The sequence below is a fragment of the Candidatus Pelagibacter sp. HIMB1521 genome (assembly GCF_052047875.1).
Classification (GTDB): domain Bacteria; phylum Pseudomonadota; class Alphaproteobacteria; order Pelagibacterales; family Pelagibacteraceae; genus Pelagibacter.
In genome coordinates this window covers 68,488-85,525 of the sequence record NZ_JBNAIZ010000008.1, presented here as the reverse complement: position 1 = coordinate 85,525, position 17,038 = coordinate 68,488, and the positions used below count along the sequence as shown (strand labels likewise).

The 17,038-nt window shown below is 31.2% G+C and carries 10 protein-coding genes and 1 tRNA gene; 4 read left to right on the top strand and 7 right to left on the bottom strand.

Going from position 1 to position 17,038, the window contains the following annotated elements; all coding sequences use genetic code 11:
• Window positions 1-27 precede the first annotated feature (27 nt).
• A complete protein-coding gene (locus ACTTA5_RS04450) occupies window positions 28-774 on the top strand; it encodes an alpha/beta hydrolase (RefSeq protein ID WP_440648261.1) in 747 nt (248 codons plus the stop codon).
• Here ACTTA5_RS04450 and gltB read toward each other — a convergent pair.
• Together gltB and ACTTA5_RS04440 are read right to left on the bottom strand one after the other, a co-directional pair.
• The gene (gene gltB / locus ACTTA5_RS04445; RefSeq protein ID WP_440648259.1) at window positions 767-5,272 is read right to left on the bottom strand and encodes a glutamate synthase large subunit; all 4,506 of its coding nucleotides are present in this window, start codon (window positions 5,270-5,272) and stop codon (window positions 767-769) included. The two genes, ACTTA5_RS04450 and gltB, sit on opposite strands and share 8 nt — an antisense overlap.
• Entirely contained in the window at window positions 5,272-6,711 is a 1,440-nt protein-coding gene (locus ACTTA5_RS04440) for an NAD(P)-dependent oxidoreductase (protein ID WP_440648257.1), read from the bottom strand. The genes gltB and ACTTA5_RS04440 overlap by 1 nt, the downstream gene beginning before the upstream one ends.
• A 182-nt stretch (window positions 6,712-6,893) precedes the next feature.
• Between ACTTA5_RS04440 and ACTTA5_RS04435 the strand changes: the two genes are divergently transcribed.
• Complete coding sequence (locus ACTTA5_RS04435; protein ID WP_440648255.1) at window positions 6,894-7,658, top strand: undecaprenyl-diphosphate phosphatase; 765 nt, start codon at window positions 6,894-6,896, stop codon at window positions 7,656-7,658.
• On the opposite strand, the gene ACTTA5_RS04430 is transcribed toward ACTTA5_RS04435, so the two are convergent.
• From ACTTA5_RS04430 to aceE, 3 genes are read right to left on the bottom strand one after another with little or no spacing between them, the layout of a single operon-like run.
• The gene (locus tag ACTTA5_RS04430; RefSeq protein ID WP_440648253.1) at window positions 7,655-8,548 is read right to left on the bottom strand and encodes a DMT family transporter; all 894 of its coding nucleotides are present in this window, start codon (window positions 8,546-8,548) and stop codon (window positions 7,655-7,657) included. The genes ACTTA5_RS04435 and ACTTA5_RS04430 overlap by 4 nt on opposite strands.
• Before the next feature lie 6 nt (window positions 8,549-8,554).
• The gene (locus ACTTA5_RS04425; protein WP_440648251.1) at window positions 8,555-9,817 is read right to left on the bottom strand and encodes a 2-oxo acid dehydrogenase subunit E2; all 1,263 of its coding nucleotides are present in this window, start codon (window positions 9,815-9,817) and stop codon (window positions 8,555-8,557) included.
• Window positions 9,817-12,858, bottom strand: a complete 3,042-nt coding sequence (gene aceE, locus ACTTA5_RS04420; RefSeq protein ID WP_440648249.1) for a pyruvate dehydrogenase (acetyl-transferring), homodimeric type — start codon at window positions 12,856-12,858, stop codon at window positions 9,817-9,819. The genes ACTTA5_RS04425 and aceE overlap by 1 nt, the downstream gene beginning before the upstream one ends.
• A 147-nt stretch (window positions 12,859-13,005) precedes the next feature.
• Here aceE and ACTTA5_RS04415 point away from each other — a divergent pair.
• Both ACTTA5_RS04415 and ACTTA5_RS04410 read left to right on the top strand, forming a co-directional pair.
• A tRNA-Arg gene (locus tag ACTTA5_RS04415) sits at window positions 13,006-13,082 on the top strand.
• Window positions 13,083-13,199: 117 nt separating this feature from the next.
• Window positions 13,200-13,625, top strand: a complete 426-nt coding sequence (locus ACTTA5_RS04410) for a PaaI family thioesterase (RefSeq protein WP_440648247.1) — start codon at window positions 13,200-13,202, stop codon at window positions 13,623-13,625.
• A gap of 1 nt (window position 13,626) precedes the next feature.
• Here ACTTA5_RS04410 and ACTTA5_RS04405 read toward each other — a convergent pair whose 3' ends face one another.
• Together ACTTA5_RS04405 and ACTTA5_RS04400 are read right to left on the bottom strand one after the other, a co-directional pair.
• Window positions 13,627-15,948 (bottom strand): TRAP transporter permease, encoded by a 2,322-nt coding sequence (locus ACTTA5_RS04405; protein WP_440648245.1) that lies wholly within the window; start codon window positions 15,946-15,948, stop codon window positions 13,627-13,629.
• A 74-nt stretch (window positions 15,949-16,022) separates the two neighbouring features.
• Window positions 16,023-17,027, bottom strand: coding sequence for a TAXI family TRAP transporter solute-binding subunit (locus ACTTA5_RS04400; protein WP_440648243.1), 1,005 nt, complete (start codon window positions 17,025-17,027; stop codon window positions 16,023-16,025).
• Between the last annotated feature and the right edge of the window lie 11 nt (window positions 17,028-17,038).

The following is a 17,038-nucleotide window of genomic DNA, read 5'->3' as shown; positions in this document are numbered from 1 at the left end:
ATTAATTAGCAATTCTTATAAACGATTATGGCAAATTTCAGTTTCCACAAAATTTCAAAGACTAAGAAAATTAGACATATTTGTAAAATTTATAAAAATTCTCCATTCATAGTTTTCTTACATGGATTTATGTCAGATCTTGAGGGAAAAAAGCCAGAAGCTTTTTTAAAATTTGCAAGAAAAAATAAAATAAGTTTTCTTGCTTTAGAATATTCAGGTCATGGAAAATCTACAGGTAAATTCACAAATGGAAATATTTCAAAATGGACTAAAGAAACTTCTATATTGATAAATAAATATATAAAAAATAATAATTTTTATGTCATTGGTTCAAGTATGGGCGCTTGGATTGCTTTAAGACAATTCAAAATATTTAAAAAACAAATTATGGGATTTTTGGGAATTGGCTCGGCACCTGAGTTTTTAGAAAATTTGATGTGGAAAAAATTCTCCAAAAAAATAAAGCAAGAAACAATCCAAAAAGGTATATATCACCTAAAACATGGGAATTATGAGTATCCAATCACTTATCAGCTTATAAAAGATGGAAGAAAAAATAGAGTTTTAAATAAAAAAATAAATTCAAAAATTAATGTTACTATGATGCATGGTGAGTATGATGAAGCTGTACCGGTAAGTTATTCTAGAAAAGTTTTAAAACTATTTCCAAAAGCAAAAAAGAAATTGATCATTGTAAAAAAAGGTGACCATAGCTTATCAAATAAGAAATGGCTTAATATAATCTTAAAAGAATTAAAATTATTAATTAACTAACTTCTTTTATAACTTTTTTTAAGCTGATAGGGTTTTTCAGTTTATCTAACATTTCTTTAGGACAAACCTGAATGAAATTATTAATTTCATTATCATAATTTTCAATTATTTCTTTAGATAACAAAGATCCTGTCTCTTCATGGTGTTCTTTGATTAAATTTTTTAAACTTTCTTTCCAATAATCTGTTTCAACATTCTGCCAAACTACTGACTCTGGGTTTACTTTTTTTTCAAATTCTTTTGATTTGTCATAGATAAATGCCATACCACCTGTCATACCAGCAGCAAAGTTATCTCCAACATCTCCTAGAATTACTACAGTTCCACCAGTCATATACTCACATCCATTCGAGTCACATCCCTCAATAACTGTAACTGCACCTGAATTTCTTACAGAGAATCTTTCACCAGCTTGACCGGCTGCAAAAAGTTTTCCAGATGTTGCTCCGTATAGAACTGTATTTCCTAAGATAGTATTTTCATTTGAAATTAAGTTACTTTCCTCTGGTAGTCTTATAGAAATTGTAGCTCCTGAAAGACCTTTGCCGACATAATCATTTGCATCACCTTTTAATACTAACTTCAAACCTTTGGATGAAAAGGCTCCAAAAGATTGACCAGCTGATCCTTTAAAGTTTAATACTAAAAAATTATCATCAAGTTTTTCATAACCATATTTTTTATATAAATGATGAGAAATTCTTGTCCCAACTGCTCTATGTGTATTTTTAATTAAATATTCTTTTTCAATTTTTTCAGAATTATCTAAAGCCTTTTCAATCTCCGGCCATATTTCTTGGTCTAGAGTATCTGGCACTGAATTAATTTCTTGGTTTTCACAATATCTAGTATTGTTCCCAGTATCTGCTTGAACAAATAAAGGATTTAAATCTAAATCATCTAAATTATCTGAACCCTTGCTAACTTGTCTAAGTAAGTCAGTTCTACCAATAATATCATTTAATGATTTAAAACCTAATTTAGCTAAAATTTCTCTAACCTCAGTTGCTATAAACGTAAATAGATTAACAACCTTATCTGGTGTTCCAGTAAATTTTTCTCTTAATTTTTCATCTTGAGTACAGACACCAACGGGGCATGTATTCGAATGACATTGTCTTACCATTATGCATCCCATTGCAACTAAAGCAGTTGTTGCAACTCCATACTCTTCTGCCCCCATCATGGCTGCTATAACAACATCTCTACCTGTTTTAATTCCGCCATCAGTTCTAAGTGTAACTGTATGTCTAAGATTATTTAATGTTAAAACCTGGTTAGCCTCTGTTAATCCCATCTCCCATGGAATACCTACATATTTTACACTTGTTTGTGGAGTAGCTCCAGTTCCACCGTTATGTCCTGAAATTAATATTATGTCTGCTTTTGCTTTAGCAACTCCTGCAGCAATAGTTCCAACTCCTGAGGATGCAACTAGTTTTACTCCAATTCTTGCTTTTGGATTAATCTGTTTTAAATCATAAATAAGCTGAGCAAGATCTTCAATTGAATAAATATCGTGGTGTGGTGGAGGAGAAATTAGTGTTACTCCAGGCGTTGAGTGTCTTAACTTTGCTATTTCATCTGTAACTTTGAAACCTGGGAGTTGTCCACCTTCTCCTGGCTTTGCACCTTGTGCAATTTTTATTTCAATCTCATTGCAATTGTTTAAATAATTAACTGTTACACCAAATCTTGCTGAAGCTATTTGTTTTACTCTAGAGTTTGCACTATCTCCGTTATCTAACACTTTAAATCTTTTTTCATCTTCACCACCTTCACCACTACAAGAAGCTCCTTTAATTCTATTCATGCCTGTAGCCAAAGTTTCATGTGCCTCTTTAGATAAAGCACCATGAGACATGCTTCCACTTCCAAATCTTTTTAAAATATTTTCTATTGGTTCTACTTCTGAAATATCTAAAGCTCCCTTTAATTTTTTTTCTCTAAAATCAATTAAGTCCCTTAAATTTATTGGTGGTAAATTATAAATACCTTCTGCATATCTTTTATAAGCGTCATAAGAATTAGAACCAACTGCACTTTGAAGTAAATGTATAAGTTTGCCTTGATATTGGTGTGTTTCTCCATTTTTTCTATATCTATAAATCCCTCCAATAGGAAGAATTGTATCAGTGCTTTCAAATGCTTCTTTATGAATTGCTCTTATTTTTTTTTCAATTCCAGTAAGTCCAATACCAGAAATTTTAGACACAACTCCTGGAAAATAATCTGAAACAATAGTTCTGCTCAATCCAACAGTTTCAAAATTGCATCCACCTCTGTAAGAACTTAAAACAGAGATTCCCATCTTGGACATGATTTTTAATAATCCTGCATTGACAGATTTGATGTATCTTTCAACACATTCTTCAAAGCTAAACTTTCCAAATAATTTTTTTTCAAATCTTTGATATAAACTGTCGAATGCCAAATAAGGATTGACCGTTGTTGCACCAACACCGATTAAAGTTGCAAAAGAGTGTGTATCTAATGCTTCTCCAGATTGGACATTGATTGACACATAGCCTCTTAATTTTTTCTCAATTAAAAACGAGTTAATTGCGCCAACTGCAAGCAGCATTGGAATTGGAAGTTTTGAAATTGATAAATCTTTATCGCTAAGAATTAATTGTGTAACACCCTGTCTAACAGCAATTTCTGCATCTTTTTGAATTTTTTTAATAGCTTCATACAAACTATTACTTTCTTCAAAGGTACAATCAATTATTGTTGAATTATTTCCAAAAAAATTGATGAATTTTTCGAACTGAGAATTAGATAAAATTGGGCAATTAAGAACATAAATATTCTGTTTTGTTAAATTATCAAAATCTAGAATATTGCCTAGATTTCCAAATCTTGTTTTTAAACTCATCACCTTATTTTCTCTCAAAGAGTCTATTGGTGGATTTGTAACTTGGCTAAAATTTTGTCTAAAAAAATGATACAGAGGTCTATATTTATCTGACAGCACAGCTAAAGGGGTGTCATCGCCCATAGATCCTGTAGCCTCTTTTGCATCCTCGGCCATAGGGTGTAAAATTAATTCAAGATCCTCTAAACTAATTCCAAAAGTATATTGTCTTCTTCTTAAATCATCCCCTGAAAAAGAATTTTTCTCATCTTCAATCGTTAGTTTGTCATCTAAATCAATAATTTGTGAATTAAAATGTTTATACTCTTTTGCTAAGTAATCCTTAATTTGTTTATTAGTAAATACTTTACCTTTTTCTATTCTTACTCCTATAATTTCTCCAGGACCTAATCTTCCTTTTGATAAAATTCTTTTTTCATTTAGCTCGATCATCCCAGTTTCTGAGCCTGCAAACAATAACTTATCTTTTGTGATTGCATATCTTAGAGGTCTTAATCCATTTCTATCGTTTGCTGCAATAACCCACTCATTGTCAGTTCCAGCTATGGCGGCGGGCCCATCCCAAGGTTCCATAGTGCTATTTAAAAAATTAAATAATTGCTGATGATCTTTTGGCAAAGTCTTATTCTTCTTAGACCATGCATCAGGAACTAACATTAGTTTAGCTAATGGTGCAGGTTGACCTGAAATGTTTAATAATTCGAAAACATTATCCAAAGCTGCAGAATCTGAAGCTCCTTGTTGAATAACTGGCTTAAGATTTTCTATATCATCAAATAATGGACTATTCATTTCTTGCTCATGAACTTTCATCCAATTTTTGTTTCCTCTATAAGTGTTAATTTCTCCATTATGTGCAATTGCTCTAAATGGTTGGGCAAGATTCCAGCTTGGAGCTGTGTTGGTTGAAAACCGCTGATGAAATATTGCGTATCTTGACACAAATCTTTCATCATTTAAATCTAGATAAAATTCTGAAATTGCTTCAGCTAAGAACATTCCTTTGTAAATAATTGACTTTGAACTTAACGAACAAATATAAAAATTATTTAATGATTTTTTGAAAGCTTCGTTTTCAATTTTTCTTCTTGTCTCATAAATTTTTCTCTCCAAATCTTTATTTGTAAGTTCTTTATTATGAGGTTTGAAAAGTACCTGAATAATTTCAGGCATAGTTTGAAAAGCTTTTTCACCTAAAACTTTTGGATTAACAGGAACTTGTCTCCAGCCATAAATATTAAAATCATTTTTTGTTAATTCGCTTTCAACAATTGTTTTACAGCTCTCTTGTGCTGCATAGTCATTACGTGGAAGAAAAATCATTCCTACGCAGATTTCAGAATTATCGTGCGTGTGTCCAGTAACCTCAATTTTTTCAATAAAAAAATCTTTTGGAATTTCTAAGTGAATTCCAGCTCCATCTCCTGTTTTCCCATCAGCATCTACCGCGCCCCTGTGCCAAACAGCTTTTAAAGCTTCAATTCCATATTCAACCACATTCCTGGATTTTTTCCCCTCTGTTGAGGCTATTAAACCTACTCCACACGCATCATGCTCCATATCTTCAGAATAGACATTGTTTTTCTTAAGTAGATCAAAATTTTTTTTATAAGTTTTCATTAAGCAACTTTTTTCTCATTTTTGGATTTTGTTTCTAAATAATTTTTTATGGAATCTGCTGCGTCTCTCCCATCTTTAATTGCCCAAACAACTAATGAAGCTCCTCTAACAATATCCCCAGCAGCAAAAACACCACTTAGATTAGTTTCCATAGTATCAAAATCTGTTTTTATTGTTCCCCATTTTGTAACTTGAAGTTCATTGCTATCAAATAAATTAGGTAAATCCTCTGGATCAAATCCAAGAGCTTTAATAACCATATCTGCTTTTATTTCATAACTTGAACCTTCTTGTACTTCAGGTTTTCTTCTGCCAGTTTCATCTGGTTCACCTAATTTTATTTGATCTACAATTAAATTTTCTACCTTATTAGTTCCTTTAAATTCTTTAGGACTAGACAACCATACAAATTCAACACCCTCTTCTTCAGCATTTGCAACTTCTCTTGCTGAACCAGGCATATTTTCTTTATCTCTTCTGTATAAGCATTTTACTGATTTTGCTTTTTGTCTAACTGAAGTTCTCACACAATCCATTGCTGTATCACCTCCGCCAATTACAACAACATCTTTTCCCTCAGCATTTAGAATTCCCTTGTCAAATAATTCAACATCATCGCCCAATCCTTTCTTATTTGATGCTGTAAGAAAATCCATTGCTGGAAAAATATTATCTAAATCATTACCTGGTAAATTAACTTCTCTTGCTTTGTAAACTCCTGTTGCAATTAATACTGCATCATGTTTTTTTCTTAATTGCTCTAAGCTTGCATCCTTACCAACTTCGAAATTTTGTATGAATTCTATTCCACCATCTTTTAAAAGCTTTGTTCGTCTTTCAACTATTTCTTTTTCTAATTTAAAATTTGGAATTCCATATATTAACAATCCTCCAGCTCTATCATAACGATCGTAAACTGTAATTTTATACCCATTTTTTCTTAACTGTTCTGCTGCCGCTAATCCAGCAGGACCAGCTCCTATAATTCCAACACTTTGATTTTTTTCATTTGTAACTTCAATTGGTTTAACCCAACCTTGTTCCCAGGCGTTATCTGTTATATATTTTTCAACGGAACCAATTGTAACTGTTCCATGACCAGACTGTTCAATTACACAATTGCCCTCGCATAATCTATCTTGGGGACAGATTCTTCCACAAACCTCAGGCATATTGTTAGTGCTTTGGGAAAGCTCATATGCTTCTTTTAATCTTCCTTCAGCAGTTAACTTTAGCCAATCAGGAATATTATTACTTAAAGGACAATGAACTTGACAGAAAGGAACTCCACATTGAGAACATCTGCTTGATTGTTCTTTAGCTTTTTCATTGATATATTCGTCATATATCTCGTTAAAATCCTTTTTTCTTTGATCAACTTCTCTTTTAGGTGGAGTTTGTTGACCTATTTTTACAAATTTTAACATTTTGTCAGTCATAAAAAATTTAATTTTCAGCAAGTTATATAATGATTTTATTTAATAAAGCATTAAATAGGTCATATTTATTGACATTTAATCTCTCATTTTTGTTATAAATAAACAGGTTTCTAATAAATGCATAGCTACTATGATCAAATCGTATTGTTTGAAATATAAGCTTTATAAGCTACGAAGAAATTATGTTTCAGAATATTATAGAAGTTTTAATCCTTTCAGCAATTCAAGGGGTTTCAGAATTTCTTCCTATAAGTTCTTCTGCACATTTAATTTTAGTTTCAAGCTTATATGAATTTAAATCTAGCTCATTACTAATTGATATAAGCCTTCATCTAGGATCTCTTTTTGCAATAGTTTATTACTTTAAAGAAGAGTTATTAAACATAAATAAAAATAAAAGACTAATAAGTTTAATTGTTATTGGATCTATTCCATTAATAATGTTTGGATATTTTTTGTATACCACAGGGCTAATTTATAGTTTACGAAACATTGAAACAATTGCATGGACAACTTTAATATTTGCGATTGTTTTATATATATCTGACAAAAGTCGTTTTGATAAAAAAATTTCTACAAATTTAAATATTCAATCAATTCTATTTATAGGAATGATGCAAATTTTATCATTGATACCTGGAGTAAGCAGAGCAGGTATTACAATAACAGCTGCAAGGATTTTGAAATTTAATAGAGTAGATTCAAGTAAAATATCTTTTTTACTATCTATCCCAGCATTAGCTGGTGCAAGTGTACTTAGTTTAAAAGATATTTTTAATCAACCAACAGAATTTAATTATTTAGTAATAATTGCAATTATATCTTCTTTTATTCTTTCTTTTTTAACAGTTAAATATTTTTTAATTTTTATAAATAAGTTTTCTATGAATGCATTTGTAATTTATAGAATAATAATTGCTTTAGTATTGTTCGGTTTAATTTATTAGATTTTTTTCCTTTTTATAAGTGGGAGTAATTGTGATAATAAAACTCCGCACAAAATAAAAAAACATCCAAGTATATTATTTATATCTAATACTTGATTTAAAATAAACCATGCAGCTACAGTTGCAAATACACCTTCAAGAGAGAAAATAATTGCTGCTGGTGCAGGTGTAATATTTTTTTGTGCATAAATCTGTAATACAAATGCAAATCCTCCAGATAATATTCCAGCATATAATATAGAATATATTTCCATTAGAATATTGTTCCAAACAAATTCTTCATAAAGAATTCCAATGAAAAAAGATAAAATAGCTACGATTAAAGTTTGAATTGCTCCAATTGTAAGTGGAAGATTGTATTTAGAAATAATAATTCCAGTAAATATAATATGTGTGCTCCAAAATAAAGCTCCTAGTACAACCAAAGTATCACCCAACCTAACAGTTGCATCGTAAAAATTTGTTAATAAATATCCTCCAATTAAACACAAAATTACTGAAGGCCAAACACTCCAATGAATTGATTTTTTTCCAAACAAATAAATTATGATAGGCACCATAGGTACATAAAAGATCGTAAAAAAGGCTGCATTTGCAACATCTGTATAGAGCAAAGCAACCTGTTGTAATGCAGAACCTAAAAATAAAGACAATCCTATTAAAGACACATAAATTACAAATGTTTTTTTATCTGTTTTTAATTCTGGTTTAAAATTTTTTAATTCAAATAAAATTACGAGTGGGGTAATAGCTAAAAAACCAACAAAAAATCTAACAGCATTAAATGTAAAAGGACCAATATTGTCCATGCCAGTATCTTGAGCAATAAAAGTTGTACCCCATATAAAAGTGCATAACAAAGCACTTAATAGGGAAATGGGCTTAGACATTTTTAATTATACAGCTAGCTTATAAGCAAAATTTTTGCCTAAGTTTTCTTTAAGATCATTGTTAAATCTTGCTGCCTCAGCTCCATCAATAATTCTATGATCATAAGACAAAGAAATCGGTAGCATTGTTCTAGTTTGAAACTTTCCATTTATATAAATTTGTTTTTTCTCTGATCTTCCTACTCCCAAAATTGCTACTTCAGGATAATTTATTATTGGTGTAAAAAATGATCCACCTATTCCACCCAAACTAGTAATGGTCATCGAACCACCAAACAATTCTTTTTTGTCTATTTTTAAATTTCTACAAAGCTCGCTTACCTCCCTTAACTCTCTACTAATATGAGAAATTTTTTTATTATTAGCGTTTCTAATTTTTGGAACCATTAGTCCATTTGGAGTGTCTACAGCTATACCTATATGATAATATTTTTTCATTGTCATTTTACCTGTTTCAATTTCATCAATTGAAGAATTAAAACTTGGAAATTTTTTTAACGAAGCAACTAACGCTTTTATAATAAATGCTAAAGGTGTAATTTTAATTTTTTCCCCTGTATAAATATCAGTCAAAGAATTTCTGAAACTTTCCATTTCTGTAATATCAGCCTCATCATGATTTGTAACATGAGGTATAGTGGTCCATGAATTTGTTAAATACTTTGATGATAATTTTTTAACTCTTGGTATATCTTTGATCTCTATTTGACCAAAATCTGAATGCTCAAATTCGTTTTTGATTTTGCTTGGTTTTTTTTCCTCAACGACTTCAGCATTATTGTTTGATCTTGATGCTACAAATTTTTTGATGTCTTCTTCAACAACTCTTCCATCTCTCTCGCTTCCTAAAACTTTATTTATATCTACACCGAGTTCTCTAGCAAATTTTCTAGCTTTTGGGCTTGCTGATGAAATTTTAGATACATTATTTAAAACTTTAGTTTCTTGTTGAACTTCAGGTTCTATTAATTCAATTTTTTTAAACTCTTTTTCTATTATTGGCTTTTGTTCAACTTTTTGATTTATCTGTGATGACTTTTCTAAAGTTAAAATTAAATCTCCTTCAGATACTTTATCTCCAACTTTTATATTTAAGTTAGAAATTTTACCTTCAAAACTAGATGGTATTTCTACGCTAGACTTATCGCTTTCTATTGTAATTAAGGGGTCATTTTTTTTAATTGATTGGCCTTTTTTTACTAATACCTCAATAACCTCAACATCTTTAAAATCTCCAATATTTGGTACCTTAATTTCAATATCTGACATTATAATTTTGTTGGCATAGGTTTATCGCCATCAATTTTGTATTTTTTCATAGCATCTTTTGCATATTTTGAAGCTATCAATTGTTCTTTTGCTAAAATGCTTAATCCATAAGCTACTAAATGTTCTTTATCTACCTCAAAGAATTTTCTTAAATTTTTTCTAGTATCACTTCTTCCAAAACCATCTGCACCTAGAGAGTAAAAGCTCTTATTGTTTGTATAAGGTCTTATTTGATCAGAATTCATTCTCATATAATCAGATGCTGCCATAATTGGACCTTCGGTGCTTCCAAGGCATTGCTCTACATACGATTTTTTAGGAGTTTTGTCTGGATTTAAAAGGTTATATCTTTCAACTTCCATTCCATCTTTTCTTAACTCATTAAAACTTGTAACACTCCATATTTCACTATCAATTTGATAGTCGTTTTGTAAAATTTCAGCTGCTGCCATCATCTCTCTTAAAATTGTTCCTGAGCCTAAAAGTTGAAGTTTTGTTTTTTTATATTTGTTAAATTCCTTTATCTTATACATTCCTTTAAGAATTCCTTCTTCACAATTTTTATCCTTAGGCATTTCTGGATGTGAATAATTTTCGTTCATTGTTGTAATATAATAAAAAACATTTTCTTTCTTTTCATGCATTCTTCTTAGACCTTCTCTAAAAATAGTTGCTAATTCATAATGAAATGTGGGATCATATGTTACACAATTAGGAATTGTTGATGCAATCAAATGACTATGTCCATCTTGATGTTGTAATCCTTCACCTGCTAAGGTTGTTCTTCCAGCTGTTGCACCAACTAAAAAACCTCTAGCCTGGCTATCACCAGCAGCCCAAGCTAAATCTCCAATTCTTTGAAATCCAAACATAGAATAAAAAATGTATATTGGAATCATTTCAATATCATGATTTGTGTAAGCAGTTGCAGCTGCTATCCAAGAAGACATCGCTCCTGCCTCATTAATTCCTTCTTCAAGTACCTGTCCACTTTTATCTTCTCTATAAGAACTTAGTTGTGCAGCATCTTCGGGTTCATATTTCTGTCCTTCGTGAGCATATATTCCAATTTTTTGAAAAAACCCTTCCATACCGAATGTTCTTGCTTCATCTGGGATAATTGGAACTAATCTAGGTGAAATATTTTTATCTCTTAACAAATTAGTTAACATTCTGACCAGTGCCATTGTGGTAGACATTTCTTTTTCACCAGTTGAAACTTTCATAAAATCAAAAATATCTTTTGATGGTGCTTTAATAGGTTTTGCAAAGGTTGATCTCTCTGGCAAATAGCCTCCCAGTTTAAGTCTTCTCTCTTTTATGTATCTAATCTCTGGAGATTTCTCATCAGGCCTAAAGTATTCTATGTTTCTAACTTGTTCATCAGTTAGGGGAACGTCAAAACGATCTCTATAATACATAAGATCATCCACATCTAATTTTTTAGTTTGGTGAGTAGTGTTTACACTTTCACCTGTTTTTCCCATTCCATATCCCTTGATTGTTTTTGCAATAATAACAGTTGGACTTCCTTGGTTTTTAATTGCTTTATCATAAGCTGCGTATACCTTATGGGGGTCGTGTCCTCCTCGATTTAATCTCCAAATATCTTTATCTGACATAGATGAAACCATCTCCAAAGTATCTGGATTTTTTCCAAAAAACTTTTCTCGTACATATGCGCCATCTCTTGCTTTCATGGCTTGGTATTCACCATCTACAGTTTCATTCATAATTTTTACTAATTGACCAGATTTGTCATTAGCTAATAATGAGTCCCAATATGAACCCCAAATAACTTTTATTACATTCCATCCAGCACCTCTGAAGCTACCTTCAAGTTCTTGTATAATTTTTCCATTTCCTCTTACAGGTCCATCAAGTCTTTGGAGATTGCAATTAATTACAAAAATTAAATTATCTAGTTTTTCTCTAGCTGCTAATCCAATTGCACCCATGGATTCTGGTTCATCCATTTCACCATCTCCTAAAAAAGCCCAGACCTTTCGTCCTTCATCTTTAATCAATCCTCTATTGATTAAATATTTCATGTATCTTGCTTGATAAATTGCAAGCATTGGTCCTAACCCCATTGAAACAGTCGGAAATTGCCAAAAATTTGGCATTAGCCAAGGGTGAGGGTATGAAGATAATCCTCCAGGTTTTACTTCCTGTCTAAAACTATCTAATTGTTTCTCAGTTAATCTACCCTCTAAAAATGCTCTAGCATACATTCCAGGTGCACTGTGTCCTTGGAAATATACTAGATCACCTCCAAATTTATTGTTTTTTGCTCTCCAAAAATGATTCATTCCAACATCATATAAAGTTGCAGCAGATGCAAAGGTTCCTATGTGTCCACCTAATTCTGGAAATTTTTTGTTAGCTCTTACTACCATTGCAGCTGCATTCCATCTAATCAGAGATCTTATTCTTCTCTCAATATTTTGATCTCCATTTGATTTTATTTCAGCCTCAGGAGGAATAGTATTTATATACGGAGTATTTTGGGTGTAAGGAATATTTGCTCCTTCACGATAGGCTTTGTTAATTAATTCCTTAATTAAAAAATGAGCTCTTTGATTTCCATCTTTTGAAATTACTGCAGATAAAGACTCTAGCCAATCTTGAGTTTCTAAAGGATCTGTATCTAATCTATTTGTAACTTGAATTATAGATTGTTTTTTTTCTTTAGCTGGCTCTGGAACATTGACTGGCTCCTCTTTATTTACAGCCATTGCTTCCTCAGCTTGTTTAATAATATTTTCTGTATCTTTAGGAAGATTGCTCTCTGGAAGACTTTTGGTTGAATTGCTTAAACTTAAAAGTAAATCACCTTTTGAAACTTTATCACCTACTTTGACATTAACGGTATCAATTTTTCCTGAAATAGTTGATGGGATTTCAACACTAGATTTATCACTTTCAATTGTAACTACTGGATCATTTTCCTTGATTGTATCTCCAGGCTTCACAAGTAATTCTATCACCTCAACATTCTCAAAATCACCAATGTCAGGAACAAGTAGTTTTTCGCTCATTATTTAAAAGGCTTATACACTCAAATAAAATATATTTTTATGTTATTTTATCACATTAATTAATCTTTTTATGCAAAGCTGTGTTTTAATTGAACAAAATTTGTTAATAAAACCTCAAAATACAGTATCTTTAATAAAATTAATTTTGGACCGCTGGCCAAATTGGATAAGGCGCTCGGCTACGAACCGGGAGATTCCAGATTCGAGTTCTGGGCGGTCCACCAAAAAAGGATAAAAATGATTGATTGGCTTTTAAAAGCATCTTTACAAAAATCAGTAATTTACTTTTTTATAATTATCGCATTGTTATTATTGCTATTAACAATTGTATTGTAAATTTTATGAGTAATGAATTTGAACAAATAAGCTTAACACCTGGTTTTATGAAACACAATGGAGGTGTTTTGTTTAGAAACATTTCTGAAACTGAATATGAATTTAAATCTACTATAAATGAAAATCACTTAAATGCTGCTGGTATAACTCATGGAGGCTATCTATCAGCATTAATAGATGCAGGTGCCGGAACCGCTGCTCACAGATCTGCGAATAATGCTCCATGTGTAACTATTTCATTAGATATCAAGTTTATTGGTGCCTCAAAAGTTGGTGATGAAATTATTGGACATACAAAAATTTTAAAAAAAACTAATACATTAATATTTTTATTTTGTGAGCTTAAATGTAATAACAAAATTATCACATCAGCAACAGGAGTTTGGAAAATTTTAAAAGTTAAACCTTCAAACTTAGGTCCAGGTGGTTAATTTATTCCTTTCTTCTGAAATTAAAATATCCACAAATAACTAATAAAATTAAAGCAATTGGATAAACTATATTTTTCGATGGTCTATCAGAATTTTCAATTTTAAATTCACTGATATAATCTCCCATTTCAAAACCATTTTTTTTTGCTTCTCCATTCCATTTTAAATTATCAACTATTATTTTTTCATCCTGCTCTAATAAAGTAATCCCATAATCCTCTAGAGTAAAATGATCCTCAAATGTATTTTTTGATATTACAAAAAGTTTATATCTTTCTCCATATAAACTAGGTCTTGTTATTTTAATTTGAATTTCTTTTTTTGAATCAAATTTTAATGAATTGATTTTATTAATTTCTTGATAATTATATTTTGGGTAAAATTTATTTAGAACAAAATCTGGAGACAATAAAGAAATAGAAATGATTAAAAAAATAATTATCTCATACCATTTAAGTCTATTTACAAACCAACCTTGAGTTGCTGATGTAAAAACTAAAATTCCGATTAATGATGTTATAATAACAATAAGCCCATGCCAGATATTCTCAATACCAATAAGTAAAAGTTCATGATTAAACAAAAAGACTATTGGTAATATTCCTGTTCTTAAACTATACCAAAATGCTTGAACTCCAGTCCTTAATGGGTCTCCTCCAGATATTCCTGCAGCTGCATAAGAAGCTAGTCCTACTGGCGGTGTTACATCTGCCATCAGTCCAAAGTAAAAAACAAATAAATGAACTGCTATAAGTGGAAAAATAAACCCAGATGCATTTCCAACATCAACTAAAACAGTTGCCATCAAAGATGCAACCACAACATAGTTTGCTGTAGTTGGTAAACCCATTCCTAACAACAAACATAAAATTATTGTTAAAAATAATAGTATTGTGACGTTATCTTTAGCAATAGATTCGATAACAATAATTAAGTTTGTACTTAAGCCTGTTGATCCAACTGCACCTACTATGATACCAGCTGTAGCAATTGCTATACCAACTGCTACCATATTTAATGCTCCTTTTTCAAAACCAACGATTGTTTGATTAAACCATTCTTTAAAAGAATCTTTAGAGTAATTATTTTTAATAATTAAGTTAATTAGATTTACTAAAATTAAAGTAATTGTTGCATAAAAAATTGAATACGAAGCAGTGAACCTTAAATAAACAAGAGTATAAATTAAAACAAAAATAGGAATTAAAAAGTGAATTCCAGATAAAAATGTTTTTTTCAAATTAGGAACATCGGCATCGTCCATTCCTTTAAGATTTAATTTTAAAGCTTCTAGGTGGGATATATAAAATAGAGCAATATAAGAAATAATTGCAGGTAAAAAAGCATGTTTAACTATTTCAAAATAAGTAACTCCAATAAAACTTGCCATTACAAATGCTGCAGCACCCATCACAGGCGGCATTATTTGTCCATTTACAGATGATGAAACCTCAATTGCACCTGCCTTTTCTTTAGAGAAACCTGTTTTTTTCATTATTGGAATAGTAAATGTTCCAGTAGTTACGGTATTAGCAATTGATGATCCTGAGATTAAGCCAGTCATTCCTGAGCCTAGAATTGCAGCTTTGGCTGGTCCACCTCTCATTTTACCAACCATCGCAAAGGCTAAATCTAAAAAATATTTACCTCCACCTGCTGTTTCGAGTAAGGCACCAAATAAAACGAACAGAAAAATAAAATCTACAGAAACACCAATAGGGATTCCAAATATTGCCTCTTGATCCAACCATTGAAATCCTACTAATCTATTTAAAGACAAGCCTCCATGAGAAATTATCTCTGGTGCATACCTTCCAAAATATGAAAATAATAAAAAACAAGTTGCAATGATTACCAAAGGTAATCCAATTGCTCTTCTTGTGGCCTCTAAAAGTATTAAAATACCACATCCTCCTAAAATTAATTCCACTGGAAAATTGAATGTATCAGTGATTTTCAAACTTAAAAGAACACCACCCCTCTCTACTAATTGATCATAAAAAAAATAAATATAGAGACAAGAAAAAGCGCCCACAAAACTTATAATAATATCAAAAAATGAAATTTTTTTTCCTTTTGCTACTGGGTAGATTAAAAATGCTAAAGTTAATGCAAATCCTAAATGTATTGCTCTCGCAGGTAAACCTTTAAACATTCCAATATTCAACATAAATGGAAATGGTGATGCGTACCAAAGTTGAAATAAGGACCAAATGATAGCTATTGCAGAAACTACCTTTAAATGAAATCCAGTAATGTTTCTGGTTGGTGATAAATCTTCGCTTATTTTATTTTTTATATTGGTGCTAATTGAATCACTCATAAGAAATATTCATACCATAAAAAAAAGGCCCGGTAAAAATTACCAGGCCTTTTAAAAAAAGTAAAAAACTTAGATTACATTAATCCAGCTTCTTTATAATATTTAATTGCACCAGGATGTAGTGGAGCAGATAAACCATCTTTAATCATGTTTTTCTTTTCCAAAAATCCAAATGCTGGATGTTGTTTTTTGAAATCGTCAAAGTTTTCAAAAACTGCTTTTGTAACTAAGTACACTAGTTCTTCAGAAACATCTGCTGAAGTTACCACAGTTGCTTTAACACCAAATGTAGTAGCATCTTTTTTCTGTTTAGTATAAGTGCCTTTAGGAATTACAGCCTGTGCATAATAATCAGCACCATCAATTAAGCCTTGAACTTCTGGTCCAGTCAAATTGATTGGAGATGCTTTAGCAGCACAAGTTGCGGCTTGTTCCATTGCACCATTTGGAAATCCAACCGAATAACCAAATGCATCAATTTTACCATCACACAAAGCTTTCACTTGCTCTGAAGAAGTTAACTCTGTCGTTGATTTAAAGAAACTATTATCAACACCCATAGCTTTCATTAGTTCTTCCATAGTTCCTCTCTGACCAGAACCAGGGTTACCAATGTTTACTACTTTACCTTCCAGGTCTGCAAAATCTTTAATTCTTGCTTTTTTTCTAGCCCAAATTTGAAAAGGTTCGTTGTGAACTGAAAACACAGCTCTCAAATCACTAAATTGTTTTCCTTCCCATTTGCTTGAACCATTCACTGCGTGATATTGCCAGTCAGATTGAGCTACACCAAATTGAAATTCTCCAGCTGCTATTTGTCCAATATTGTAGTTTGAACCACCTGTCGATGGAGCAGTACATCTATACGCTTTAGCTGTGCCTTTTTTTCTACCGTGCTCAGCACTAATTGCTGATTTATGAAGCATTTTACATATAGCGTTACCTGTTTGGAAATATACTCCAGTAGGTCCACCAGTTCCTATCGTGAAGAACTCAGCTGATTTAGCAACTGTAGTTAAGGACAGTGATGCAAATAAAATCAGTAAAGCACCTGATAGGGATGTTATTATTTTTTTCATTATTTTTCCCT

Coding starts and splice junctions, on each gene's coding strand:
- ACTTA5_RS04450 (WP_440648261.1), top strand. CDS start 28: ATGGCAAATTTCAGTTTCCACAAAATTTCAAAGACTAAGAAAATTAGA.
- gltB (WP_440648259.1), bottom strand. CDS start 5,272: ATGAAAACTTATAAAAAAAATTTTGATCTACTTAAGAAAAACAATGTC.
- ACTTA5_RS04440 (WP_440648257.1), bottom strand. CDS start 6,711: ATGACTGACAAAATGTTAAAATTTGTAAAAATAGGTCAACAAACTCCA.
- ACTTA5_RS04435 (WP_440648255.1), top strand. CDS start 6,894: ATGTTTCAGAATATTATAGAAGTTTTAATCCTTTCAGCAATTCAAGGG.
- ACTTA5_RS04430 (WP_440648253.1), bottom strand. CDS start 8,548: ATGTCTAAGCCCATTTCCCTATTAAGTGCTTTGTTATGCACTTTTATA.
- ACTTA5_RS04425 (WP_440648251.1), bottom strand. CDS start 9,817: ATGTCAGATATTGAAATTAAGGTACCAAATATTGGAGATTTTAAAGAT.
- aceE (WP_440648249.1), bottom strand. CDS start 12,858: ATGAGCGAAAAACTACTTGTTCCTGACATTGGTGATTTTGAGAATGTT.
- ACTTA5_RS04410 (WP_440648247.1), top strand. CDS start 13,200: ATGAGTAATGAATTTGAACAAATAAGCTTAACACCTGGTTTTATGAAA.
- ACTTA5_RS04405 (WP_440648245.1), bottom strand. CDS start 15,948: ATGAGTGATTCAATTAGCACCAATATAAAAAATAAAATAAGCGAAGAT.
- ACTTA5_RS04400 (WP_440648243.1), bottom strand. CDS start 17,027: ATGAAAAAAATAATAACATCCCTATCAGGTGCTTTACTGATTTTATTT.